A 24,111-nucleotide genomic window follows, 5' to 3' on the forward strand; every position below is an offset into this window, starting at 1 on the left:
CCGCGAAAAAAGAAGTGGCCCCGGCGGGCGGGATCTTGTTACGGTGGATCCGTTCCCGCCGCCCGGTGGAGGACCTCGGCAACGTGCATGACCCGGAGGTGAGTTCATTGATGACTGTCGTTGCGCAGGGCGCTGCCCGCACTCAGAAGACCATCAATGTCACTTCTGTGGTCTCCGGCTGACCTCACACCTCTTCGCGCGCCGCCATCGAGCGAGCGCACGCGGCCGGGGCCACCCTGTGAAGGGTTCCCCTTGTCTCTCTCGTCCTTCTCCACTTCTTCTCTCTCCACCTCTTCGCCCTCCGCTTCTGCGCAGTCCTCGCTCGCGGACGCCCTCACCCCCTTCGGCTGGGACGACGCGTGGGCGGCCGAGTTCACCCCCTACGCCGAACAGGGCCTCGTGGCCGGACGGGTCGTACGGGTCGACCGCGGTCAGTGCGACGTCATGACCGCGGAGGGCATCGTCCGCGCCGACACCGCCTTCGTCACCCCGCACGACCCGATGCGGGTCATCTGCACCGGTGACTGGGCCGCCGTCGAGGCGGCGGGCCACCCGCGCTACGTGAAGGCGTACCTGCCGCGCCGGACCGCCTTCGTACGCTCCACCTCCTCGCAGCGGTCCGAGGGGCAGATCCTCGCCGCCAACGTCGACCACGCGATCATCGCCGTCTCCCTCGCCGTCGAACTGGACCTGGGGCGCATCGAGCGCTTCCTGGCCCTGGCCTGGGAGAGCGCCGAGTAGTACACACCAGCCCTCACCTGCACAGATGCCGTTTGGAGCGGCCGGATCTGTGAGGTAGGAGGGCATTATGGCGAAGAAGACGGCAGAGGAGTTCCGGGACGGTTCTCCCGAGGAACTGGCGGGGAAGACCCCGGAGGAACTGGTCGACCTCTACCTGCGCCGCAGCAAGAAGAGGGAGACGGTCGAGACCCTCAAGCAGCACGCGCGCGACCTGCGCCATGAGATGCACAGGCAGGGGCTCACCGTCCGCAAGGTCTGGCTGGAACAGCGAAGCGCTTCCAAGCAGCACGTGCGGCGCGAGAAGCTCGAAGGCGCGATGGCCGCCGTCATGGACGGCGAGATCAAGACGCTCGCCGTCTGGAAGACGGACCGCTTCGACCGACGGGGCATGGCTGCCATAGGAACGGCCCTGGACGAGTTCGACCGCCGGCAGGCTCGGCTCTTCGTACTCCAGGAACGCCTGGACTCCAGCCAGCCGGGCACCCGCATCGTCTTCGCGATCCTGGCCGAACGCGCTCGCGAGGAGATCAAGGACCTCACCCTCCGGGTGACGACCGGAAAGAACGCGGCACGCACCGCCGGCCGGTGGCCGGGCGGTCGCACCCCGTACGGCGTCCGCTCCCCCAGGGGATCGGGACACATCGAACCGGACCCCGCCGAGTACCCGCACGCCCGTCGCATCGCGGACGAGCTGCTGGCCGGGAAGTCCGCGATGCGCGTGGCCCACGACCTGGAACGGGACGGCATCCGGACGCGCGACGGTGCCCGATGGGACGCCCGCGCGATCACGCGCATGGTGCGCTCGACGGCATGGTCTGGCCTGCTGCCGACCAAGGAGAGGCGGTTCGACGAGCACGGCCAGCCCCTCGACGTCTGGGTGCCCTCGGCCGAGCCCGTGCGGGACGCCGAAGGCAACCCGGTGGTGATCGGGACCGGTGTCGTCAGCCCGGGGGAGCGGCTCCGGATCCTTGTGCTGATCGAAGCGCGCGTCACCAAGATGGGTGGGGGATCACGCGGGAAACGCCCGCACACCACCTTTCTCGGAGGCATCTTCTCCTGCCCGTACTGCGGGAAGGGCATGACCGGCAGTGGCAGCGGCAGCGCCCGCAGCCTCATGTACCGGTGCCGCACCCGATCGGCGTACGGCAAGGACGCCTGCCCCGGTGTGGTGGTCCGCGCGCCGCGTATGGACGCGGCGGTCGAGGCGATGTGGCTTAGCCACGTCTCGGCTCTCGAACACGGATCCCCGGGCCTCGACGCTATCGTCCGACGTTGGGCGGTCTTCCACGACGTGGAGAAGGAACAGCGCCGCAAGGAGGTCATGGCCGGCCTCGACGCGGCGAGGACACGCCGCGACAAACTGGAACACGACTTCTACGTGGAAGGCACGCTGTCCGAAGACCGGTTCAAGACGTTGGCAGCCGAGCAGTCGGCGGTGATCGAGTCGCTCGACCTCGAAGCGGCCGAGCTCGCACGGGAAGCCGACCTCTCTGTCTTCTTCGCGGACGGCGAGGCCCTAGCGGACGCGTGGGCGGAGTCGACGCTCGCGGACCGGCGGATGCTCCTGGGCTGCGTCCTGAAGTCGTTGACGATCGTTCCCGCACGGTTCCCTGGGGACCGCACCCCGATTCTCGGCCGGGTCGTTCCCGAGTGGGTCGCCTGACGTATTTCGCGATGCTGTGATCCCGGAACAGGGAAAAGTCCTCGACACAGTCCCCATCGTTCGGGTGGACGAGATCTTTACCGCCGCCCCCCAAGCCGCGCTCACGGCCTGACACTCCAGCAGGTTGTCCTACGATCGGCCTCGGCCGCCTTTCGGTGGCCGGGCCCTCGTCGTCTCGGAAGGAACGCGCATTGACCACGCACACCCTCACCATCAACGGCGAGAAGGTGACCATCACCCAGGAGAGTGTCCTTCTGGTCGCCGCCGACGCTCGCCCGAACGTTCGTCCCCGACGCCACGGCGTCCTCATCGGCTCCGTGCTCTGGGCGCCGAAGGACCTGCTGCGGACCGTCATCGGCAACGACGACCTCGGGAACGTCGACTCCCCGCGCGCCATGAAGGCGTTCGACAACCTCGGCTTCCAGACGTTCACCGAGACTGTCTATACCGCAGACGGACTTCCCTTCGTCCACCCCGAAAACCAGCTCCGCACAAAGGAGGGCGTGCGACCGTGACTAGCCCAACCACCACGTCCGTCTACGCCTCCCTGGTCGCCGCGATCGAGGAGAAGAACGGAGTCCTCCAGGTCGACGTCCGCCGACTGCGGGACATTCTCGGAGCCGGCCGCACCGGCAGCACGGTCGCCCGCACCATCGAGACCGAACTCGCCCGCGCGGGCATCCTGCACTTCCCGCCGACCATCCCCACCAGCCAGGACCGGCGCGTCGTCCTGTGCACCAACCCGATGGTGAAGATGGTGATCGAGAACCTCCGCGCTGCTGACGTCGAAGAACCGACAGACGCGCACATCACGAAGGCGCAGGTAACGCTCGAACTCATCGCAGCCGCGTTCAGCCCCGGCCAGAAGACCGAGGAGGTGTGATGACCGACCCGAACACCGACACCTGCCCCATCCCCGTGGATGCGAACCGCACCTGCGGCGCCACCCTCCGCTGGGAGGTCACCCCCGAGCGCGACGTCGAGCCCTACGTCGCCTGCGGCCAGCACATCACCGCACCCATCACGCGCTCGGGTGAACTTGTGCCGTTCACCGCCCGGCCAATCTGAGCACCGCAGCTGGCTGTTGCAGCGGACGCGACCAACGGGCTGCCCAACGGCCGCTCCGCCATGCTCGCGGCCTGAACCTGGCCACATCGAGCCTGGAGCCGGCCTGTCCCTGCCGACCGGCGACGGGCTCGTCTCCGCAGGCACCCCTTGGACCAAACGACCAGGAGGAACCAGTGCCGTACCCGCAACCGCTCACCCCCGAGGAGAGACTCGCCGACGCGAAGAGGCTGTTGAGCCTCCCTCGTATCGTCGTGATCTGCGGCTCCACCCGCTTCATAACCGAGATGACCGAGGCCGATCTGCGGGAGACCAAAGCCGGAAAGATTGTCGTCAAACCGGGTTTCGACATGAAGTCGCCGCACGAACTCTGGTCCGATCCCGTCGAGGCCGAGGCGCTGAAGGTTCGACTCGACGATCTGCACCGGGCGAAGATCCGGCTCGCTGATGAGGCGCTCGTAGTCGGCGACTACATCGGAGACAGCACCCGAGCCGAAATCGCCTACACCCGTTCACGCACCCCGAAGTCGACCCTGACGCCTAATGGGAGCTACGGAACCGGGGAATGCTCGGTTCCGTAGCCGCCAGCTGGTGAGCACTTTCGACGCCGGAGCCTTCGAGCTCTGAGGTCAGACCGTGCCCTTGCTGGTCGGCCGGGAGGCCAGACCGCTGATGGGGTGGCGTGCCCGCCCCACGGGGCGTGAGCACTGGATCCATTAGGCCGCGTGCCGTGCCTTCCGCAGGCTGCACCGCTGGGTGAAGTACGTGACCGGGGAGGGTCTGTTGCTGCTGATCGGTGATGACTGGGCCGAGGACCACCATGATGTCGAGGTCCAGGACGAGACCGGCCGGAAACTGGCCGCCGCGAACCTGCCCGAAGGAGTGGCGGGCATCGCGAAACTGCACGAACTCGTCGCCCGCCACGGCGGTGAGGACCTGGACCCGGCCGGCGTCGTGGTCGCAATCGAGACCGACCGCGGCTCTTGGGTGCAGGCCCTGATCGCCTCCGGCTACCAGGTGTTCGCGGTCAACCCCCGGCAGGTCAACCGCTTCAAGGAACGGTATGGCTCCTCCGGAGCCAAGAGCGACAAGGGCGACGCGCACGCGCTCGCCGACATGGTCCGCATCGACCGGGCCCAGCTGCGGCCGGTGGCCGGCGACAGCGAGGCGGCCCAGGCCGTCAAGGTCGTCGCCCGCGCCCACCAGACCCTCATCTGGGAACGCACCCGCACCTTCCAGCGGCTGCGCACCACACTGCGCGAGTACTTCCCCGCCGCCCTGAACGCCTACTCGGACCTGACCCTGACCAGCACCGACGCGCTGGAACTGCTGATCAAGGCACCCACCCCGGCCACGGCGGCGAAGCTGACCCGCACCCAGATCACCGCCGTCCTGACCCGCCACCGCCGCCACAACCGGGACGCGAAAGCGGCCACCGTCCAGAGCGCGCTGCGTGAGCGGCAGCTCGGCCTGCCCGAGCCGGTCACCGCCGCCTACGCGGCCGCCGCCACCGCTCACGCCCGTCTGATCATCGCGTTGAACGAGCAGATCGCCGTGATGGAAGAGCAGGTGAGGGCACATTTTCTGGCGCACCCGGACGCTGAGATCTACCTCTCGATGCCCGGCATCGGTGAGATCGTCGGCGCCCGGGTGCTCGCCGAGTTCGGAGACGACCCCACCCGATACACGTCCGCGAAGGCCCGCAAGAACTACGCCGGCACGAGCCCCATCACCAGGGCCTCCGGCAAGAGCCACACCGTCCAGGCCCGCTACGTCCGCAACAACCGGCTCGCCGACGCGCTTCAGACCCAGGCGTTCTCCGCTCTGCGGTCCTCACCCGGCGCCCGCGGCTACTACGACAAGCAACGCGCCCGTGAGGCCGGCTACAACCCCGCCCTCCGCCAGCTCGGGAACCGGCTCGTCGGCATCCTCCACGGCTGCCTCAAAACCCGCACCCGCTACGACGAAGCGACCGCTTGGTCCCACCACACCCACCCCCATGCCGCTTGACACCAAACGACATGGGGTGTCTGACCTGCCCGCTGCCACCTCGTCAACCAGGGCCGACATCCTGCCGCCTGACCGTCTCGCGGTGGCTTCGGCCGCCGCCCACCCCACACCCTCCGCAGGCATCCCCTGGAATTGATCATCTAGTGCGGGGCCCTCAGGCTTCGATCAGCCCCACAGCTCCGGGTCCTCGTCCGGGTCGTGTCCCTCGAACGCGTCGAAGTCGCCTGGCTCGATGAGGTCTCCGGCCGCGTTGACGTACGGCCTGGAGGAAGGCGACGGCCGTTCCTTGGGGTGCAGGCTTTCCCGCAGAGCTTGCCGCCGGCGTTCCCGCAGCGCTTCGAACCGCGCCCGCAACTCCGCCTTCTCGTCGTCCGGAACGCGCCTCAGGGGCGCCTCATCCTCAGCCATGTGCCGGACCCTATCGGTGGGATCTGAGCCCCGTCCTCCACTATCCGGGCATGGCCACGTCGCAGGAACTGGGCCAGAAGCGGAGCAGATGCAACACCGGCGCGTTAGGCGAAATCCCCAGGCGACTTGCCCAGCCTCCACGTGGACGGTTTGTGGGACCGCATGGTCTCCTGTGCCGCAGCGTCGGAGCGCTCTTCCCGCTCAGCTCTGCGTGCCGCACGACGCTCCTTTGCACGTTCCGCCTGCCGCTTCGTCGTACGACGGCTCGCCGAGGGGACGGCACCACCGCCCCGGGCGAGGAGCCGGCACCGCAGATGGAAGAGCGCGTTGGTGTTACCGCCGCGCTCGGTGCTCTCACCCTCACGGATAGGGCCGTGACAGGCCGGGCAGACCGGACCACCCGTCGAGGTGCGGCGCTGCTTCTCCTCAGGGAAGGCGCTGGGGGCAACGCCTCTCAGTACCTCCGGGGTGCGTCCCATGCACTCTCCCTCGAACTCGCCGACGGATCCCACAGATGCCCGACTGCCCGGATTAATCCACCGGGGTGCAGGCCCATAGGCACCCTAGGACGCGGGATGCAACGAATCAACGGATCGTTCCAGTTGTGAAGTTGGGCCCACGCGACATGATCTTGGGCTGTGGACGCCACCATCCGCGCCGCACTCATCCCGACCCCTGGTGCTGTCGTCACTGCCCCTACCGCTGGCCGCCATCAGGCGCGTGGCGGCCACTGGGGGAGGCAGCACGCAGTCAACGCCCGCGCGAGAGCGTCGCTCATCTGTGGTGCCGGCCGATCTACTCGGCGGCGAGGTCGGCAGAACTCGTGAAAGCGCGATGGCGATGGCCACGGTGCGGATGGACTCGGTGAACCGGCCACGTAGGGGTCGGGTGGCCCGCCGGGACACCGTCGAGCTGTGGTCAGCCCGCCGGTGCTACCCCGGTAGTACGGCTTCGTTGACGGCGCGGCTGACGCGATCACGGAGCGCGTCAGCGGGGACGTATGAGAGTGCCTCAGCCAGCGAATCGAATGCCGAGGCGAACTGGCTCTCTTGCTGGCGCAGGTGGGCGTTAAGGAAGGAAGCCACAGCACCCGTGGCGCCGCAGCGGGCCCGCCGCGCGTACAGCACTGAGAGGGAGAAGGCCCAGCAGGCATGCAGGAAGCCGTATACCGGACGAGGGGTTCCTCGCCAGGGAGAGAAGAAGGTGACGTCGGCGGGGAGGCTGACGTCGTGCGCGGTCAGGGCGTCGTTGAGCCAGTTGTGGGCGGCCTCGTGGATCAGGTCGCGGGCCAGGATCTCGGGGTGGGTGGTGTAGTCGGTGAAGACGGTGCCCGGGAGGCGGGTGAGGGCCCAGCTGTGGAGGGTCTCGTCGAGTCGGCGACGGGTGAGCAGGCAGATGACGGGGGCGTGCCGGGTGAGCAGGGTGCCGAAGCCGTGCTCGGTCGCGGAGGCGAGGGCGGCACGAACGAGGTCATGGGCCTCGGGTGGGGCAGGGTTGGTGTCGGGGCCTACCAGGTAGTACGCGGTTTCGGAGATCTCCGAGCGGAGCAGGTCCGCGGGGCGCGGGCTGAGCACGATGTGCGGGCCGGCCGACAGGTGGGTGAGGTCTCGCACCGTCGTACGGCGGTGCCAGGCGAGGCGGTCCGCGTCCCGGGCGCGCGCCGCGTGTTCGGCGCCTTCGAGCAGGTGGTGGGCGAAGGCGTAGTCGAGCGCGGACGAGCCGAGGCGGTTGCCGAGTACGGAGGCGATACGGCTGGTCCGTTGGCGCTGGTGGTCGGCGATGCCACCGAGGGCGACCAGGGCTTCCGGGGAGAGAGCGCTCATCTGGGGCTCCGGGAGTGGGACGGGGCCGGACCGGGACGGGCCCGGCCCCGTGGCGGGTCAGGACTCGGTGGTGGGCTCAGCGGCGTCAGGCTGCACCGTGGTGGCCAGCCAGGTCTCGGTGGCCGCGTTGGAGGTGTGCGCGGTGGTGCGCACGGGGTCGCTGTCACGTAGGGACGCGACTGCCTCCAGGAACTCGTCGAACGTCTTGTCGTCTGCCACTGCTCGCTCTCTCTCCTCGGGTCGGGGCGGTGGGTCGGGGCGAAGGGCTGGTGCGGGCGGGCCACGGGGGCCGGTCACGGATGCATGGCTCCTTACTCGGAGACGAAGAGCGTCAGGAACTTACGAACGCGGCCGGCGCGGACCGGTTCGGTGCCGTGGACGAGCTGGCTGCCGAAGACCACGAGAGTGCCGGGAGAGGGGGCGACGCTCCATCGCGTGCGCGGCATGCTACGAAACCAGGGAGAGGACATGTCCGTTCCGTCGTGCGCGAAGCGCATCCCCGGGGCGTAACCCGACCCGGTCGGCGCCTCGTCGGCGGTCCAGGCGGCGTCGCTGCCCGTGGTCTCCACGTAGAACGCCCCGCCTGTGTCCTGGGTGTCCGTGAGCGTGACCGTCGCGGCGGCGATCTGGCGGGGACGGGCGAGGGGATCGGGGGCGATGCCGTCCGCATGCGGGGTGATGTACTGGCCGGCGCCGTACTCGAGGTAGATCCACGGCCGGTGGCCGGTGACCGACGGCAGGGTGCGCGTGATGGCGGCCATGTGGAGCTTGAGGGCCTGGTCGAGGAGGGCGGTCGCCTCGTACGGGATGTCGGTCATCTCGATCCGACCGACTGGCTCGTAGACGTCCTGCGCCTCGGCGGGGGAGTGACCGGGGATCTCGTGGATGGTCGTATGGCGACCCGCGCCGTACCGGTCGCGCCCGAAGGGGCCGAGCGCGTCGTCCATGACGTCGTTGAGGCGCTCGATCTCGTTCGGTTCGAGGAAGCTCTCCACGGTCCGGATGGACAGCGTCTCGGCGATGTGGATCACTGCTCGCCTCCATCGCTGGAGTGGGCTTCGGTCGCGCAGGCGCAGAGCGTGGACGGCGGGGCAGAGGCGGCTTGGGCCAAGGCCTCCGTGAGTACGTGCACGGCCTCGGTGAGGTCCTCGAAGTACTCGGCAGGCGCTGCGCCGGCAGAGGGTACGAGATGGAGGTCGAGCGTCGGGTACACCCGGCCGGTGGTGCGGCACGTCAGCTCGTTGCGGCCGAGGACCAGCGAACACGCTCCGGGCAGGGAGGACTCGGCTCGGCTGGCGGCACGGCACAGGCGCGCGGCTATTCGCGCGTACTCGGCGCGGTCGCGCGGCAGGATGCCGACCGAGAGGAATCGGGGCTCGGCTCCGGGGAGGTCGGCGTAGGCATGGCCCTGGCAGCTGTCATAGGTGACGGTGTTCCAGCCCGCGGTGAGCGCGTCGACGACCGGGCGGACGCCGGGCTCGATGCCCTCGTACCACTGGGGGTGTCGCGGGTCGAGATCGTCCGCCTCGTGAATGCCGGGGAGGCCGACCGTGTTGATGTTGCCGTGGGCGCTTACCTGGAGGCGTGCTGGCGGGCGCGGTGCGGCAGGGTCATCCCAGCGGGCCAGGAACGCCACGACGTGGTGCATGTCGTTGGGGCGGACGGGACGCCAGTGCAGCCGGGAACAGGAGGCACCGGGCGGGAGATCCGGCTGGGCGAGCAGGGCGGCGACGCCGTCGATCAGGCGCATGCGGTGGTCGCAGTACGCGTCTTCGTCGCCCGCGGCGGCGAAGCGGAGGCGGACCGCCGGGCAGCCCGCGCCGCAGGTGTCGCGGTAGTCGCAGGTCGTGCACTTCGTGACCAGGGAGCGTGCCTGCCGGAGCAGGGGAGAGCTGCCCTGGGCGCCGGCCACGTCCGCCTCAGCGTGTACGTCACCGAGCGCGGCCAGGCCGGCCTGCGGCCAGGGCAGCTCGTCACAGCTTCCCAGGCGGTCATCGGGATAAAGGGTGAGGACGTGGTCGCACTTCAAGTCGGAGAAGTGACAGGAACGGGTTTGTAGACCCCTCAGGCGGCGGATGACGGAGACGACGGGCTCCAGCTTGACGCGGCGGAACAGGCCGTCAGCGACCCAGTGGTGGGCGGCCTCCAGCACGAAGTCGGCGTACTGACCCGGCGTGACGGCCCAGGCCGGGCCGGTGGGGCCGATGGCCCGTCGCTGGAGTGCCCGGCTGGTCGGCGTACGGGATCCGGCCACCGTGGTCGACCGGGTGACCGCCGCGTCGAAGCACGGCACCAGGCTGACCGTCTTCACGGTGGGAAAGGAGGCGAGGTGCTTCATCACTTCCGAGGCCCGGCCGAGGACGTACGGAGTGACGGCGCTGATGACGCCGATGTCGCGTTTCCGACGGCCGAGAAGTTCCAGGGCTTCGACCACTCGGGGGTACGTGGGGCGGCCGTCGTAACCGACGCGCCACGAGTTCCCGAGCGCGTCCCCGTCGAGGGAGAGGCCGATCTCCAGCTGGGGGCAGTGCCGCTCGAACAGGTCCAGCCAGGCGTCGTCGAGTTGCAGGCCGTTGGTCTGGAGGCTCACGCGGATGACGTTCGGCTGTGCGGCGAGCGCGTCCAGGATCTCCGCGATCCGTTCCCGGCCGGCGGTCAGGGGCTCCCCGCCGTGGAGTTCGACGCTGAGCGGACGCCCGGAGAAGATCGAACCGAGGCGGTGGACCTGTGCTGCGCTGATCCGGGCGCCGCCCGGTGACTCCTTGCGCTTCTCGAAGCAGTACAGGCAGTCGATGTCGCAGGTCTCCCCGCGGAGCTTGAGGATGACGGAGACGGCCGTGTCCGGCCCGGTACTCGACAGCGGGGCGTAGAGACTCTCCAGGTCGATGGAGGCGGTGCGGGTGACGGGCATCAGAGGACTCCGGAGGAGGAGAGGCGCGGTCTACGCGCCATCGGTGGAGACCGTGGACAGCCACCCGAGAAGCTGTCCGCCGGTGATGGGGATGTGGACGTCGCCACGGCGAAGGAACCACCCGTCGGCGTACCGCTGGGGCAGCCAGCCGGTGTCAGGGGCACCCAGATTGGGAGGCTTCTGCAGCGGGTCGTCGACGGGCCAGCAGTCCAGAAGCGCTCTCGTCACGCCTCGCTGAACCGGACGGAACCACTCCCACGTCTCTGCGCGAGCCGGGTCGATCGACGGGCGGGGCTGCGCGTCGGCTAGCAGCGGCAGCCACTTGTCGCCGAGGACCGGGTGGCCGGCCGCCGCGCAGCCGAGCGCGGTGAGGCAGGTCTCCAGCTTCCGGCACACGACGCCGGCCGATTCGGCCAGGCCGTCCTCGACGAGGCCGGTCAGGTCCTCCGCGAGACTCGCAGCGACCTCGGCCTGGTCGGCGACCGCCCAGCGTCGGTAGCCCTGGCGCTCCCCGGGGTCGAGCACCGGATCCCAGCCCCCGGAGCCGTATGAGAGGGCGGTACGCAGACACATGAGGTCGTGCATCGAGGCGCGTACCCGACGGAACGATCCGAGGTCGTCGCGGCGCACGTCGAAGGAGCGGAGCAGGTGACGGAGTTCCTCGGCCCATTGGGGCGCAGTCGCCTGGAGGTCGACACGGACGCCGTCCACGATGCGCGACTTCCACGCCGGAAGGTCGCCGTCCACGATGCCACGCAGGTCGATGTCGCTCGCTGCGTGGGCGAGGCCGCAGGCGAGGGCTCCCTCCAGCCAGACCTCGCGGGCCTCGCCGGACGTGAGCAGCGCCTGGGCGACTCTGTCGGCGATCTCCCGGCGCAGTCGTGCCGATGGGTTCACCGGTGGCCTCCTTCGATCAGGATCGTGTTGTCAGCGGTGATCTCCTTGAGGAGATCGACGGCCCATCGGTCGAGAGCGCCGCGCACGTCGGAGCGCTGGGCGCCGATGTGGGGCGAGGCCAGGAGGTTGAGCGGCGTCGTGGAGCCGGTGAGGAGCGGCAGGTGCTCCCGCTCGACCGGGTCGAGTGCGAGGCCCGAGAGCCTCCCGTCCGCCAGCGCCCGCAGGCAGGCGGCGACGTCGAGGGTCTCCAGCCGCCCTGCGCAGATCAGCAGAGGCCGCTGCGGTGCGACGTGTGCGAGGAAGTCCTCGCCGATGAGCTGTTCGGTCGTGGGACGCAGCGGCAGAGCGATCACGTGTACCTGCGACTGCTCCATGAGGGCTGTCGGCGACAGCTCTCGCAGACCGGGAGAGTTCGACGGCCACGCGGCGAAGGCCGTGCGGCCCACGTAGGGGGCGAGGGCCCATTCGGCGGCTAGCCCGACCGGACCCGCGCCCCAGATGCCTGCGGCCAGGGTGCCGAGTGACGCCCCCATGCACGCCTGCTTCTCGTGCTGGCCGAGCAGCAGCGCGTGCTGCCCCAAGGGGATCCGCCGGGCCAGTGCGAGGGCGGCGGCGAGGACCCATTCGCCCACGGCGCCCGCGCCGGCCTCGGCGTTGCGGTGCAGAGTGATGCCACGGTGCCGGAGGGCGTTCACGTCGATGTGGTCGATGCCGGAGCCGGTCCGTACGACGTGCCGCAGGCAGGGGAGCGCGTCGAGCTCCCGCTCGCCGAGACGGACGCCGGAGCGCAGGACGAGCACGGCCGTGTCGGCGGGCATAGGCGAGACCAGGTTCGGCAACTCGTGTACGAGGACATCGGGCAGGGCGCGGCGGATCGCACTCGCGTCCGCCGCACCACGTAGCACCAGGACAGCGCTCATCCGGGGAACTCCGGCTTCTCGTACCGGCCGAAGGCGAGATCGCCCTCGCCGACGACGACGGTCACGGGCGAAGGCGCGCCGAAGTACACGTCGCAGGCGCGCTTCACCCCCGGGAGCCCGTCCCAGGCCCGCGGGTTGACCGTCGTGTCCGCGTAGTCGTCGACGAGCAGCACGCCGGTCGGCACCAGGCGGGTGACGCAGTGCGTGAGGCCCGTGAGGGTCGAGTCGTAGAAGTCGCCGTCCAGGTAGGCGAACGCGATGTCATCGGGAAGCTCCTTGGGAAGGGTCTCGGCGAACCACCCCGGATGGATGACCGGTGCCGGCCTGCCCCAGGTCGTGTGCGTGGCGCGCACGTCGTCCAGGGACGACCGGAGCTCGCCCGCCGCCAGATGGTCCGAGTCCTCGGCGCCGGGTGCGGGCATGCCCTGGAAGGAGTCGTAGACGTGGATCTCGCGGTCGTGGTCGCCCAGCGATTCGAGCACGCCACGGATCCAGAGGGCCATCGCGCCTCTGTAGCAACCGAGTTCCACCACAGCACCTTGCAGACCGCGGGCAGTCAGGTCGGCGAGCTCGTCGGCGATCACGCTGAGCCGGTCGGCACAGACCGTCCCGGCGTGCTCCCGCAGCAGCCACTCCCGCAGATCCTTCAACGTCGGATCCATGAAGGTCACCACCTGTCCACGAACGGGTCGACGAGCTCCCCGCTCAACGCCGCCGACAGCGGGCGGTTGATCCGGGGTAACAGGTACACGTCGCCAAGACGTTTCAGCGGAACCCACTCGAAGCCCACCTGGATGGGGTCCGGCGGTTCCGGCATGCGCGGCTCCGCGTCGTCCACCTGCTCCGCGAGGAAGTTGAACTGGACCTTCTGTACGTCCCCGAACTCGCCCTGCCACGACTCGGGGACGTACTCGACGACGCACAACAGACGCCGGGCCACGACCTGCAGGCCGGTTTCCTGCGCGACCTTGCGGTTCACGGCTTGGCGCAGGTCCTCGCCGACCTGGGCCTTGCCGCCGGGAAGGTTGTAGTGGAACCCGGCCTCGTCGTCGTACGACAGCAGCAGGACGGCGCCGTCGCGCACGATCGCTGCCTTCACGGACACGCTGATCCGAGGCAGCTCGGGCGTCAGAGGCACGACAGCGCCTCCGGCTCGCCGACGCGCATCAGGTCGCCCACCTCCGCCAGAGACCCAGCGACGGTGGAGCGGAAACTCCCTCCCCGCCGGAACTGACGGGCGGCGGCGCGCATACCCGCGAGGGCGGCACGGCTGAGCTGGTTCGCGTAGATGCACAGGTGGAAGCCGGCCTCGCCGAGTTCGGCGGCGCTCAGGTCGGGGAACGCCGTGGGCACGCTGACCAGCGGCACGCCGTGACTCCACGCTCGCCCGATGGCCCGCGCCTGCTCACCGGTCGCGTCCTTGGAGTGGATGAGTACCGCATCCGCTCCGGCCTCGGCGTAAGCCTCGGCACGGGCGATCGCCGTGGCCATGTCCTCACCCGCGATCAGGGCCTCGGTGCGGGCCACGACCACGAGGCCGTCACCGGCAACCTTCCGTATGCGCCCCACCTGCTCGCACAGCAGGTCCCGGTCGGCGAGGTTCTGGGCCCGGTGGGCCGCGAAGCTGTTGCACTTCGGGTACGCGCTGTCCTCGACACACACCGCCGCGGCTCCGGCGCGCATCAGGTCGTACGCGAACCGCTCCGCCGTGCGCCCCGAGCCGCCCGCGTTGTCGATGTCCACGACGACGGGCAGTTCGGTGACACGGCCGAGCGAGGCGACCACGTCGGACAGGTCCCGGGGGCCCAGGACGTTGGCGTCCGGCAGCCCGGAGGCCGCGGACACCTCCAGGCCGCTTACCCACAGGGCGTCGAAGCCCGCCTCCGCTGCGACGTGTGCGGCGAGTGCGTTCACCGCACCGATCGCCAGGAGCGGGTGCTTTCGCTCGCTGTCGGCGAGGGCCCTGCGCAGATGCATCGCCTTCGTGCCGTCAGCCATGGGTCTCTCCTCCTTTCGTGCGGGCGGCGACCGGCGGCGCCAGCTGCCGTTCACGCAGTACGTCCCAGGCGGCGAGCAGCACCTCGGACCGGGGTCGGCGGGCGTCCAGGCGGACCACGTCGCCGAGGAGCGGGAACTCGTCGGGCTTCGAGACCACGGCCTCGTAGGTCTCGCGAACCCGGCTCTGGACGTCGTGCACGTCCCAGTCGGCCCGGACGGCATCTCCCTGGCGGGCCTGCGCCCGGCTCATCGAGGCGTCGGTCTCCAGGTCCAGGACGAGCGTGAGATCCGGGGCCACGGTGAGCCTCGCGGCCAGCGTCTCGTACGTCTCCGACGCCCTCATACCGTGCTTCACGGCGAAGAAGGCCAGCTCGCTGAGAAGCCAGCGATCCGCGATCACCGGTCGGGCCGGCCGCTGGGGGAGCACGAGACGATCCAGCGTGGCCCGCTTGTCCGCCGCGATCGCGGACAGGTAGGAGTTACGGTTCCCTGCGTTCGGCTGGTACTTGCCGGTGACGATGGCGGCGGCCTGGTCGGCGGCGAGGAAGTTGGTGGTGAGCACGCACAGCGGGGTGACTCCGTAGAGCCCCTCCCAGAGCCGGAACAGCCCCTTGCGCAGCGTCGTCTTGCCGGTGCCGTCGAGTCCCTCGATGACGATGAACGGATAGCGGTGGTTCATTCGACCTGCCCCGCCCCCGTGCCGCCTGCGTACTTGGTGAAGCGGCCCCGCCAGCGGGCCGTGGTGGACACCAGGTCCACCAGACGGAGCTCCGCCAACTCGTCGATCAGGCGGGGCAGCTCGGGCTCGGCGCAGATGCCGGCCTCGATGGTCCGGCAGTACGCGGCGCGGAGAGCCGGGTCATCGTCGGAGTCACGCAGCGCCGCCTCCAGCACCCGCGTGGCCATGCCGTGGGCCACGACGCTCACCGCGGTGCCCAGTGCCTGCTCGTGGAGCGGGCCCGGGTGCGGCTCCAGCGTGATGTGGTGCACCCCGCGGTGGCGGATCACCGCGAAGAAGCCCACCCACCACGCGGCGGCGGCGCTGGCGGAGGTCACGGCATTGGACCATGCCGCCCCGGACTGCTCTGCGAGGATGCTCTGGGCAGCGGTGTCGGCGGCGTGGTGAAGTGCCCCGCGTTGGTTCCGCGACTCCGCTCCGTGCTGCCGGGGCAGCTGCCACCAGAAGCCGAGCCCGGCGTCCTCCAACAACGCCATCGCGGACTCGTCGCCTGCCGCCAGCAGGGACGGGCGCTGGGCCAGCACGGAGACATCGGCGCCCGGCACGTCGGGCAGCGCCTTCTTCTCGGCGACGGCAGCCCGCCATTCGTCGAGATGGAGATGGAGCCGCTGGGTCAGCAGCCCGTCCGCCAGCGTCTGCCAGGCATGGGCCAGTGGTGGCGAACCGGGTGGCCGGGGCGGCAGGGTCAAGGAGGTCACAGGTCGGATCCTCACGTCCGGGGAGTCGCGGCACGCGGCTCCGGTCGGTGGTGCTCCACCACGATGGCCGCCACGAAGGCCAACGCTCATGAGTGTTTATGAGCGCCACCAGCGGAACGTGTCCGGGTGGTCGCACAGCGAGGGAGAATGCCGACCATGGTCGACAGCGGACAGCGGCGGTGCACGCGCTGCGGTGCCCTTCTCAGTCGCTTCAACGCCGGTACACGATGCGCCTCGTGCCAGGACGGGCCGGCGGCCCGGCGGGCCGACCCGGCCTTCTGGCGTGATCCGACGGTCCGGCGAGCCGTGGCCGCATGGGAACTCGGCACCGTCGTCGCGCTGTTCAGGAAGCACACGGGCCTCTCCCAGGCCGGCGTGGCGCGGATGGTCAGCATCGACCAAGCCGAGGTCAGCAGACTCGAGCGTGGGCTCAAACAGATCCGCGACCGACGGCAGTTCGTCCAGTGGACCGATGCATTGGGAGTTCCGGAAGAGCTGCTCGGGCTCCTCCCCACGGCCGATCCGCACACCCCGGACGCCACGAGCCGACCAGGAACGGCGGACACCGCAGCGCGTGGGTACGTGGCGCTGCCCGAAGGCCCAGGCCAGCTGCTGTTACCCGCCGGCCGGTCCGTCTCGACGACGGCGCTGCCCGTGCTGAGCCTCTCAGCGGCCTCCTTCCTCGGGGACAGCTTGAGACTCGACTCCCGCCCGGAGCTGGACGCCTGGCGCACCATGCCGATGCGCGCGCTCGTCGTCGCGAACCGCACGGTGGACGGGGCGGTCCGGCAGTTCGTCACCGACGCCAGGCCGAGCGGCGTACGCGGCACCGCCTCCGAACCGGTCGACATCCCGGCCGCGTACGAACTGGACGACCTGACTTACGGCATCTTGTGGGCAGTGTCGGGATTCGAGGCGGCGCTGCTCGGCGACGACCAGGCCCTGCACACCTCGTTGGCTTCGCTCACCACTTCCCCAGGCTCGCCGCTTGCCTCCGACCACGGCCTGACCGAAGTGTCCACGATGCTGATCGGCTCGGAGACCGCAGCCCGGTACATCCTGGGCCACCGTGACCACCTGGGCGACGCACCGGTCTTCTGGACCAGGGAACAGCGCGGTGAGGAGGCCGCCACCTGGCTGTTCTTCCGGCACAAGTACCGCTACCTCGAACGAATGGCGCCCCGGAATCCAGGCGGTACCAGCGGCCGGGGGTTCTGCATCCCCGAGACGGCGGTCGCCTCCTCGCCGGCGTACGAGCGCGTTCTGATGTTCCTCGCCATCGCGCTCATGGAGTCCTTCGGTATCCGAACCTGGGTGACGGACGACGGAGGCTTCGCGCACACCGACGGTTTCGCCCTCTCCCACGGGCGCCGAGCCGTCATCGCCTCATGGGTACGGACCGAGGGGGCGTCCCATCTCGCGGTCACCGCGCGGCCGGGAGCCCTGCGGACGTTCGCCGAGGTGACGGGCCACGTCAGCCACCACTCGGCCACGGCGGCCGAGAAGGCCGGACAACGCCTCGCGGCAACGGCGGAGTACCTCAACCTCGATGCGTCCTGGCTCGGTCGCAGGTGCGCACAGTTGTCGGCCGTCGGCACCGAGCGGCTGGCCCGGCCGCGCAGCCGGTTGCTCGGCCTCGAAGGGCTGGAAGCCGCCTGCCGGTTCGTGGCCGAACAGCTGGTGATCATTCCGCGTACCCGGACGGCGCCGACCCGATAGCCTGCCTGAACCACTCGCGAGGCCGCGCTCGGCGGCGTCCGGACAGGGGAGCAGGGGAAATGACGGAGTCGGTCAGGAACGTGGCGGTCTTCTCCCTCGGCGGCACGATCGCCATGACCACCGATCCCACCACCGGAGGCGTCGTACCCGCGCTCTCGGCCCACGAACTCCTCGCCGCTGTTCCCGCCCTGGCCACGAGCGGCATCGGCCTCAAGGTGCGGGATTTCCGGCGCCTGCCCGGAGCCTCCCTGACCTTCGAGGACCTCACCGCGCTGTCGGCCGCGATCGCGGCGGATCTGGAGACCGGGGACGTTGACGGCGTCGTCATCACCCAGGGCACCGACACCATCGAGGAGACCGCCTTCCTCCTCGACCTCTACCACGGCCAGGAGCAGCCGGTCGTCGTCACCGGCGCGATGCGCAACCCCACCCTGCCCGGAGCCGATGGCCCGGCCAACCTCTATGCCGCTGTCCTGGCCGCCGCTGACCCTGGACTCAAGGGTGCCGGCTGCCTCGTCGTCCTCGGCGACGAGATCCACTCGGCTCGGACCGTCCGCAAGTCTCACACCACCAGCCCAGCCGCCTTCACCTCCCCGTCGTGCGGACCGATCGCGCGGGTCGCGGAGAACCGGGTGCGGATGGCGGGCGGCCTACCGCCCCGCGGACCGCTGGTCGGCGCCCCCGACCGGGAGGCGCGTGTCGGGCTCTACGTCGTCACCCTTGGCGACGACGGTGCACTGCTCGACCTGTGGGACGGCAACTGCGACGGGCTCGTGGTCGCGGCCTTCGGCGTGGGCCACGTCCCGGAGCGTCTCGTGGAAGGGCTCACCAAGCTCGCGTCCCGCATCCCCGTGGTCCTCGCCTCCCGCATCGGTAACGGCCCCGTCCTGTCCGACACGTACGGCTTCCCCGGCTCCGAGAAGGACCTCCTCGGACGAGGACTCATCGGCGCCGGCGACCTCGGCCCGTATCAGGCCCGGCTCCTGCTGCAGGCCCTGCTCGCCCAGGGCGCCGACGGGGCCGCGGTCCGAGAGACCTTCACCGCCGCCTTCGCCCGCTGACCCCACCTCTTCAGGAGACACCCGCACATGCGTGCTCACGAGCTGACCGTTGGCCGTACCTTCGGCGTCACCTTCGACCACGGGGAGGACTTCTTCGAGGCGCTGTCCACCTTCTGCCGGGACAACGGCGTACGGCAGGGCTACATCCCCTCGTTCATCGGGGCCTTCGCGGAGGCCGAGATCGTGGGTGCCTGCGAGAAGCTCGCCGACCCGGACGCACCGGTCTGGGCGAAGACGTACGTCACCAACGTTGAGGCGTTCGGCGCGGGCACGCTCGCCCATGACCCGGCCACCGGCGGGATACTTCCGCACATCCACGTCTCCGCCGGCCTGAAGGCCCAGTCGGCCGACGGCAGGACGAGCCACCTTCTTAGCGCCAAGGTCCAGTTCCTCAGCGAGCTGCTGATCGTGGAGGTCACGTCGCCCACGATGACCCGACCCCGTAACCCCGACCTCTACGACGTGCCACTGCTCACGTTCGGCTGACCGGCAGGAGCCGCCGGAGCCAGTGGTGGGTGGGCGCGATCACCTTGATCGCGTCCGCCAGCCAGGCGCGTACCGGAGTGTCGAGCAGCGGCAGCACCGCTTCGAAGTCGGTCTCGTCCTTGTCCCGGGTCGCTTTCGCCTTGTAGAAGAGCTGCACCTCGGGCGCGAGATACGGGATGCCCGTCTCGCTGGTGCGCCCGAGCTGGTCGATCGGGAGCCGGATCGCCGGGTCACGCCGCGAGACCCACTGGGTGCCCTCGGCCTCGTCCAGCATGAGCTGCACCGACCAGGGCGCCTTGGGCGTGCGGCGGCACCAGACGTCGTGGAGCGGCGGCTGAAGGACCTCTCCAGGACGCCACGGTCGAAGCTCCCCCTGGCCGGGCGGGTCCGCCACGTACAGGTCCCAGTCGGCCAGCAGGCCACGTACCAGGGCCTGGTCGCGCCGGAGGACGAGAACATCGAGATCGCCGTGGGCGCGCAGCTCGCGGCCGACCGCGAGTTCGATCGCGTAGCCACCGGCGATCCACCACGGGAAGTCCGCCTTGGCGAAGACCGTGGCTACATCCTCGGGACGATCCGGCACCCAGCGTCCCAACACGTCAGCGTTCACCCGCTCATACTCCCAGTGACCAGACGGGCGGAGGTGAAGGCCGGCGGCGGGTCGGCGGGTCGGCAGTCTCGCTGGAGCGCCCTGTCGCCCGCTCGCACCCTGCGCTCATAAACGCCCATGAGCATCAGGGGCACCGGCAGCCATCGTTGAGCGCGTGACTCGCGACCGGCCTTGTGGCTGGTGCTTGAGCCACGATCCTCCCGGGACCGCGCGCCCGAAGCCAGTGCTTCCTGCGGCTGTGCGCCTATCAGCGGCATGGCTGCCGTACTTCCGCGACCACGTCGCAGCCCCGGGAGAAGGCCATCGCTATCACCCACAGGAGGTCCGTCGCCCGATGATCAGCGCGCCGTACGTCGCTCTCGGCCTCGTGTACCACTGGACCGACCACACCCTCAACCCGACCGGCGAAGCCCGCGCGGTTCTGCGACGTGTTCTCAAGGACCTGGGCCTGTCCGGGGACGTCATCAGTGACGGAGTCCTGGCCGTCTCGGAGCTCGTGGCGAACGCGCACGAGCACGCGTGTGGCCCGTACGAGGTACACGTCTGCTCGGCCGCCGGGAGATACGTCTGCGAGATCCACGACGGGGACCCTCTGCTCCCCCCGGGCCTCTATCGGGGTGCCACGTCGTCGTCGGGGGCCGAACTGGCCGAGGAAGTGGGCGGGTTGCTCGTCGAGCGTGGACGGGGCCTGCGCATCGTGAACGAGCTGGCCCAGGGGCAGTGGGGGTTCCGCGTCACTGAACGTGGCGCGAAGGCCGCCTGGATCGTGCTGGCCCCGGCGTCGCCGGTCCCGTCCGACGGGATTGACACTGACGGCACTCGGGCATCCCGTTCCAGCACTTCGACGAAACGCGGGTCCACCACGTCGTCGAAGGAGGATCCCCTTTCTCGTCATAGTGACGATTAGTCCGGTATCCTGCTGCCGGAGCTGATGAGCTTTCGCTCGCCGGGCGAGTCATCGGCATAAGGAGGCATACGTGGCAAGCGACGACGCGACCGGCCCGGTCGCCATCCCGGCCGGGGGTCTCATCGAGCCTCCGATGGCCATGGCGCTGAACGTGCACTCGAGCCCGGGCGTATACGCGCTGCTGCTGGGGGCCGGCATCTCGATCGCCTCGGGAGTGAAGACCGGCTGGGGGGTCGTGCAGGACATCGTTGGGAAGGTCGCCGCCGTCCGCGACCCCGACAACCCCGACGCCCGGGCCGAGGCCATGGTTACGTGGGCGATGGCCCGATGCGCCGCGGTCGGCCTTGGAGCAGCGCAACACCGTCGACGAGTTGGAGACCTACCCGGAGGAGCTCCAGGAGCTCCTGGAGCGGGTGCTGGACGAGTACGGGCTGATCGTGTGCGGCTGGTCCGCCGACTGGGACAGGGCTCTCGTCCGGGCCGTCGAGGGAACCCGGTCACGCCGGTACCCCTTGTTCTGGTCGCAGTACGGCCGGTTCAGCGACGCCGCCCGGGCCCTCACCGCCCAGCACGACGCGGTGGTGATCGATGGCAGGAGCGCGGACGAGCCATTCACCGACCTCGTGCGCCGTGTCGAAGCCCTCGACCGCCTGACCGCCACCCCCATCACCCGGGACGTCGCCGTCGTGCAGCTAAAGCGAGCCCTGCCCGACCCCCCTGCGCCGCATCGAGCTGTTCGACCTCGTCGACCAGGCTGTCACACAGATCGCCGACCGCAGCACGCCCGAGCACAAGCCGGTGTACGTCCCGTCCACCGCGTGGGCTGACACCTTCGGCTCCAACGTCCGCGGCTATCGGGCCGACAGCGACATCCTGCTGCACCTGCTGGCCAACGGGGTCTTCCACGACGACGGCACCCACGACCACGTATGGCAGCGCGCCGTCGAACGCCTGGTCCGCCTGCGCGACACCACGCCGGGCACATCCAGCTCGTACCTGGAGGAGTTGCGCCACCTCCCGGCGCTCCTGGCCACCTGGACGATCGGCGTCGCCTCCGTCCTCGGCCGCCGCGAGGGACTGCTGGCCACTGCCCTCTACCGCCCGGAGTGGACCGTCCCCCACTCTGGGCACCCCCGCCGCGGACCGGCCTGGTGCCTCAACCCTGTCCGGATCCTCAACACCGACGGACTGCACGACATGCACCATGCCGAGAACGGAAACAAGTTCCTCTACCCCCAGAGCAACTGGGTGAAGGACACGCTGCGCGAGCCCTTCCGGCTCGTCGAGCCCAGCGATGTCGCCTACCGCGAAGCATGCGCCCGGTTCGAGTTCCTGGCCTCCATGATCGCCATGGACACCGCGAAGCCCGCCTTCGCCAACCCTTGGGCGGGCGAGTTCTTCCTCGACGCCACCTGGGGCTACGAGGGGAACGGCCTCGCCGCCGTCATCGAGGCGGAACTCATCGACACCTGGCCGCTCCTGCGCGCCGGCGCCTTCGGTGGGCAGCTCTCCCGCGCGCAGAAAGCGCTCACCTCGCTCTCCGAGTGGAGGAGCCAGTACGGCAGAACGTGGTGAGGGGCGAACGAGTGGCTCCGACAGCTTGACAGCACACCAGAACTTCGGCCCACAGATGCTCCGCGTGCCCGGTGTGGCGGTGCCATCGGCGGGCTGGACTGACAGCGGGCATGCCCTCGGGGATCATGGCCACGTGAGCGACGTGCGAAGGGCCTCGGCACCATGACAGAGAAGACTTCCCGCGCCTCGGGCGACGAAGGTGTTCCGCACGTCGGCCCAGTTGGTGCGCCGGTCGTCCTGGGCAACGAGCCCGGCTCGTTCGCCTGGAGTGTGCTGGCCAAGCGCCACCCTGCCCTCATCCAGCAGGTACGAGACGCCTTCCCCTACGGCCTCCGGCAGCACGAGGTGCTCGACGCCCTGCTGGACGAGATCGCCAACGGTGTCGTCCAACCACTCGCCCCCGCAGACCACGACCACGAGCGCTGGGCAGCCTGGGGGCAGGAGCACTTCGGGCGCTCCTGGTACGACGCCCCGTTTCTGTGGGCGGAGAGCTACTTCTATCGCAGGCTCCTGGGCGCGGTCGGGTACTTCGGTGCTGGTCCGTGGCAGGGAGTCGATCCCTTCGCGCCGTTCAAGCAGGCCGAACTGCGAGGCGACGCGGTGGACGAGGAGCTGCGAGCCCTCGACGCGCTCGCGAGCGCCGCGGGTGAGGAGCGGGCCACGGCCCTCCTTCACGCCTCGCTCTGGGGCAACCGCGCAGACCTCGGCTTCCGGGTCTCGGCGGGGGAGTCGGCAGTGGGTGACGCCGCAGTCTCGGCCCTGGTTGCCGACGACAGCGCCACACTGTGGGAGCTCCTGCCCGCCGGCACGTCGGCCGCCGTAGCCGTGGTGGCCGACAACGCGGGACGAGAGTTGATTCCCGACCTCGTCCTCATCGACCACCTCCTCGAACACGGGCACGCCGAGCGGGTCGTACTTCACGTCAAGCCCTACCCGTACTACGTCTCCGACGCGATGACCGCGGACGTGGTCGACTGCCTGCGCCGCCTCACCGAGGCACCCGGCGAAGCAGGCCGGATCGGCGGCCGACTCTGGAAGGCCATGGCCGTGGGAAGCCTGGAGGTTCGCACCCACCCGTTCTTCTGCGCTCCGCTGCCGTACGAGGAGATGCCCGAGAATCTGCGGAAAGAGTTCGCGGGTACTACGCTCACGATCCTGAAGGGTGATCTCAACTACCGCCGACTGGTGGGCGACCGGCTGTGGCACCCGACCGTGCCGTTCGCCGAGCGCACAGCCTACTTCCCCGGGCCCGTCGCGGCGCTCCGGACCCTGAAGTCCGATGTTGTCGTCGGCCTCAAGCAGGGAACGCTGGACGCCCTCGAACGGTCCGGGGCTGTTTGGCGTACGAGCGGTACTCACGCGCTGATCCAAGTGCGCCCGTAGACCTGAGAGCGCGGGCCGAGTCCGTATCGCTCGGCGACAAGGGATACGGACTCCAACCCCAACCGCCGCGGACTGCGCAGGCGCCGGATCCTTCCGGACATCTCCCGCAGGGGCGCCCCGAACATCGAGGGGCCGGGCGAGGACCGTTGCGGCGTCAAGCCAACGCTGCTCCACCCGTTCAAACGCCTCGCTGTCCGCTGGGGACGCCGCACCGAACTCCACAACGTCTTCATCTCCCTCGTCTCCAGCCCCATTTGCTGGAGGCGACTCGAAAAGCTGGGCGGCGGACCGGCCTCACCTCGGAAGCATTCAAAATTCAATTACCGTGCAGTCGCACAATTTCGATCTTGGGATCCAGATTGCGAGCCCGTCGTGCTTGGGTGACCTTCACAACAGCTCGTCCTGCGTGGATCGCACTTTCCTCCTTGTACGATTAGGCGGAGACAGCGTGTGTCGGCCGACCACCGCGCACCTCAACGACAAGCTCCCGGCTACTA

25 protein-coding genes and 2 pseudogenes are annotated in these 24,111 nt (G+C 69.7%); 14 read left to right on the forward strand and 13 right to left on the reverse strand.

What is annotated here, in order from left to right:
• Positions 1-252: 252 nt before the first annotated feature.
• The 7 genes and pseudogenes from rsgA to OG332_RS34390 form a co-directional block, all read left to right on the forward strand.
• Positions 253-732 (forward strand): annotated as a pseudogene (gene rsgA, locus OG332_RS34360) (GTPase RsgA); the annotation flags it as partial.
• 76 nt (positions 733-808) lie between these two features.
• On the forward strand, positions 809-2,404 hold the full coding sequence (locus OG332_RS34365) for a recombinase family protein (RefSeq protein WP_327417095.1): 1,596 nt from the start codon (positions 809-811) through the stop codon (positions 2,402-2,404).
• A 191-nt stretch (positions 2,405-2,595) separates the two neighbouring features.
• Positions 2,596-2,919, forward strand: a complete 324-nt coding sequence (locus OG332_RS34370) for a hypothetical protein (RefSeq protein ID WP_327417096.1) — start codon at positions 2,596-2,598, stop codon at positions 2,917-2,919.
• Complete coding sequence (locus tag OG332_RS34375) at positions 2,916-3,287, forward strand: hypothetical protein (RefSeq protein ID WP_327417097.1); 372 nt, start codon at positions 2,916-2,918, stop codon at positions 3,285-3,287. Before OG332_RS34370 ends, OG332_RS34375 begins: the two co-directional genes overlap by 4 nt.
• Positions 3,287-3,472, forward strand: a complete 186-nt coding sequence (locus OG332_RS34380; RefSeq protein ID WP_030195696.1) for a hypothetical protein — start codon at positions 3,287-3,289, stop codon at positions 3,470-3,472. The genes OG332_RS34375 and OG332_RS34380 overlap by 1 nt, the downstream gene beginning before the upstream one ends.
• 173 nt (positions 3,473-3,645) lie before the next feature.
• A pseudogene (locus OG332_RS34385) lies at positions 3,646-4,013 on the forward strand (hypothetical protein).
• A gap of 239 nt (positions 4,014-4,252) precedes the next feature.
• Positions 4,253-5,479, forward strand: a complete 1,227-nt coding sequence (locus OG332_RS34390; RefSeq protein WP_327419279.1) for an IS110 family transposase — start codon at positions 4,253-4,255, stop codon at positions 5,477-5,479.
• A 165-nt stretch (positions 5,480-5,644) separates the two neighbouring features.
• On the opposite strand, the gene OG332_RS34395 is transcribed toward OG332_RS34390, so the two are convergent.
• From OG332_RS34395 to OG332_RS34450, 12 genes are all read right to left on the reverse strand, one after another.
• Positions 5,645-5,887 (reverse strand): hypothetical protein, encoded by a 243-nt coding sequence (locus OG332_RS34395; RefSeq protein WP_327417098.1) that lies wholly within the window; start codon positions 5,885-5,887, stop codon positions 5,645-5,647.
• A 932-nt stretch (positions 5,888-6,819) separates the two neighbouring features.
• On the reverse strand, positions 6,820-7,710 hold the full coding sequence (locus tag OG332_RS34400) for an aKG-HExxH-type peptide beta-hydroxylase (RefSeq protein WP_327417099.1): 891 nt from the start codon (positions 7,708-7,710) through the stop codon (positions 6,820-6,822).
• A gap of 57 nt (positions 7,711-7,767) precedes the next feature.
• On the reverse strand, positions 7,768-7,929 hold the full coding sequence (locus tag OG332_RS34405; protein WP_158718651.1) for a hypothetical protein: 162 nt from the start codon (positions 7,927-7,929) through the stop codon (positions 7,768-7,770).
• 92 nt (positions 7,930-8,021) lie between these two features.
• Complete coding sequence (locus tag OG332_RS34410; protein ID WP_327417100.1) at positions 8,022-8,741, reverse strand: 2OG-Fe(II) oxygenase; 720 nt, start codon at positions 8,739-8,741, stop codon at positions 8,022-8,024.
• Positions 8,738-10,621, reverse strand: coding sequence for a radical SAM protein (locus OG332_RS34415; protein WP_327417101.1), 1,884 nt, complete (start codon positions 10,619-10,621; stop codon positions 8,738-8,740). Before OG332_RS34415 ends, OG332_RS34410 begins: the two co-directional genes overlap by 4 nt.
• A 30-nt stretch (positions 10,622-10,651) precedes the next feature.
• The gene (locus OG332_RS34420; RefSeq protein ID WP_327417102.1) at positions 10,652-11,518 is read right to left on the reverse strand and encodes a hypothetical protein; all 867 of its coding nucleotides are present in this window, start codon (positions 11,516-11,518) and stop codon (positions 10,652-10,654) included.
• Complete coding sequence (locus OG332_RS34425) at positions 11,515-12,438, reverse strand: NAD(P)-dependent oxidoreductase (RefSeq protein ID WP_327417103.1); 924 nt, start codon at positions 12,436-12,438, stop codon at positions 11,515-11,517. The genes OG332_RS34420 and OG332_RS34425 overlap by 4 nt, the downstream gene beginning before the upstream one ends.
• On the reverse strand, positions 12,435-13,100 hold the full coding sequence (locus OG332_RS34430; protein WP_327417104.1) for a TylF/MycF/NovP-related O-methyltransferase: 666 nt from the start codon (positions 13,098-13,100) through the stop codon (positions 12,435-12,437). The genes OG332_RS34425 and OG332_RS34430 overlap by 4 nt, the downstream gene beginning before the upstream one ends.
• A gap of 5 nt (positions 13,101-13,105) precedes the next feature.
• On the reverse strand, positions 13,106-13,576 hold the full coding sequence (locus tag OG332_RS34435) for an NUDIX domain-containing protein (RefSeq protein WP_327417105.1): 471 nt from the start codon (positions 13,574-13,576) through the stop codon (positions 13,106-13,108).
• Complete coding sequence (locus OG332_RS34440) at positions 13,567-14,436, reverse strand: isocitrate lyase/phosphoenolpyruvate mutase family protein (RefSeq protein WP_327417106.1); 870 nt, start codon at positions 14,434-14,436, stop codon at positions 13,567-13,569. The genes OG332_RS34435 and OG332_RS34440 overlap by 10 nt, the downstream gene beginning before the upstream one ends.
• The gene (locus OG332_RS34445; protein ID WP_327417107.1) at positions 14,429-15,115 is read right to left on the reverse strand and encodes a dTMP kinase; all 687 of its coding nucleotides are present in this window, start codon (positions 15,113-15,115) and stop codon (positions 14,429-14,431) included. Before OG332_RS34445 ends, OG332_RS34440 begins: the two co-directional genes overlap by 8 nt.
• Positions 15,112-15,873 (reverse strand): hypothetical protein, encoded by a 762-nt coding sequence (locus OG332_RS34450; protein WP_327417108.1) that lies wholly within the window; start codon positions 15,871-15,873, stop codon positions 15,112-15,114. The genes OG332_RS34445 and OG332_RS34450 overlap by 4 nt, the downstream gene beginning before the upstream one ends.
• 306 nt (positions 15,874-16,179) lie before the next feature.
• Between OG332_RS34450 and OG332_RS34455 the strand changes: the two genes are divergently transcribed.
• The 3 genes from OG332_RS34455 to OG332_RS34465 are packed head-to-tail and all read left to right on the forward strand — an operon-like array spanning position 16,180 to position 19,139.
• Entirely contained in the window at positions 16,180-17,592 is a 1,413-nt protein-coding gene (locus OG332_RS34455) for a helix-turn-helix domain-containing protein (protein ID WP_327417109.1), read from the forward strand.
• A 59-nt stretch (positions 17,593-17,651) separates the two neighbouring features.
• The gene (locus OG332_RS34460; RefSeq protein ID WP_327417110.1) at positions 17,652-18,653 is read left to right on the forward strand and encodes an asparaginase; all 1,002 of its coding nucleotides are present in this window, start codon (positions 17,652-17,654) and stop codon (positions 18,651-18,653) included.
• Between the two features lie 27 nt (positions 18,654-18,680).
• Positions 18,681-19,139: a PPC domain-containing DNA-binding protein gene (locus OG332_RS34465; protein WP_009311896.1), complete on the forward strand. Its 459-nt coding sequence runs from the start codon at positions 18,681-18,683 to the stop codon at positions 19,137-19,139.
• Here OG332_RS34465 and OG332_RS34470 read toward each other — a convergent pair.
• Positions 19,126-19,749 (reverse strand): nucleotidyltransferase domain-containing protein, encoded by a 624-nt coding sequence (locus tag OG332_RS34470; RefSeq protein WP_327417111.1) that lies wholly within the window; start codon positions 19,747-19,749, stop codon positions 19,126-19,128. The genes OG332_RS34465 and OG332_RS34470 overlap by 14 nt on opposite strands.
• A gap of 334 nt (positions 19,750-20,083) precedes the next feature.
• Between OG332_RS34470 and OG332_RS34475 the strand changes: the two genes are divergently transcribed.
• From OG332_RS34475 to OG332_RS34490, 4 genes are all read left to right on the forward strand, one after another.
• The gene (locus tag OG332_RS34475) at positions 20,084-20,656 is read left to right on the forward strand and encodes an ATP-binding protein (RefSeq protein ID WP_327417112.1); all 573 of its coding nucleotides are present in this window, start codon (positions 20,084-20,086) and stop codon (positions 20,654-20,656) included.
• 344 nt (positions 20,657-21,000) lie between these two features.
• Positions 21,001-21,483 carry a hypothetical protein gene (locus OG332_RS34480; protein ID WP_327417113.1) on the forward strand — a complete coding sequence of 161 codons (483 nt, stop codon included), beginning with the start codon at positions 21,001-21,003 and terminating at the stop codon, positions 21,481-21,483.
• Positions 21,455-22,231: a hypothetical protein gene (locus OG332_RS34485; RefSeq protein ID WP_327417114.1), complete on the forward strand. Its 777-nt coding sequence runs from the start codon at positions 21,455-21,457 to the stop codon at positions 22,229-22,231. Before OG332_RS34480 ends, OG332_RS34485 begins: the two co-directional genes overlap by 29 nt.
• A 162-nt stretch (positions 22,232-22,393) precedes the next feature.
• Positions 22,394-23,614 carry a damage-control phosphatase ARMT1 family protein gene (locus OG332_RS34490; RefSeq protein ID WP_327417115.1) on the forward strand — a complete coding sequence of 407 codons (1,221 nt, stop codon included), beginning with the start codon at positions 22,394-22,396 and terminating at the stop codon, positions 23,612-23,614.
• Positions 23,615-24,111: the final 497 nt, after the last annotated feature.

This window comes from Streptomyces sp. NBC_01233, assembly GCF_035989305.1.
Taxonomy (GTDB): domain Bacteria; phylum Actinomycetota; class Actinomycetes; order Streptomycetales; family Streptomycetaceae; genus Streptomyces.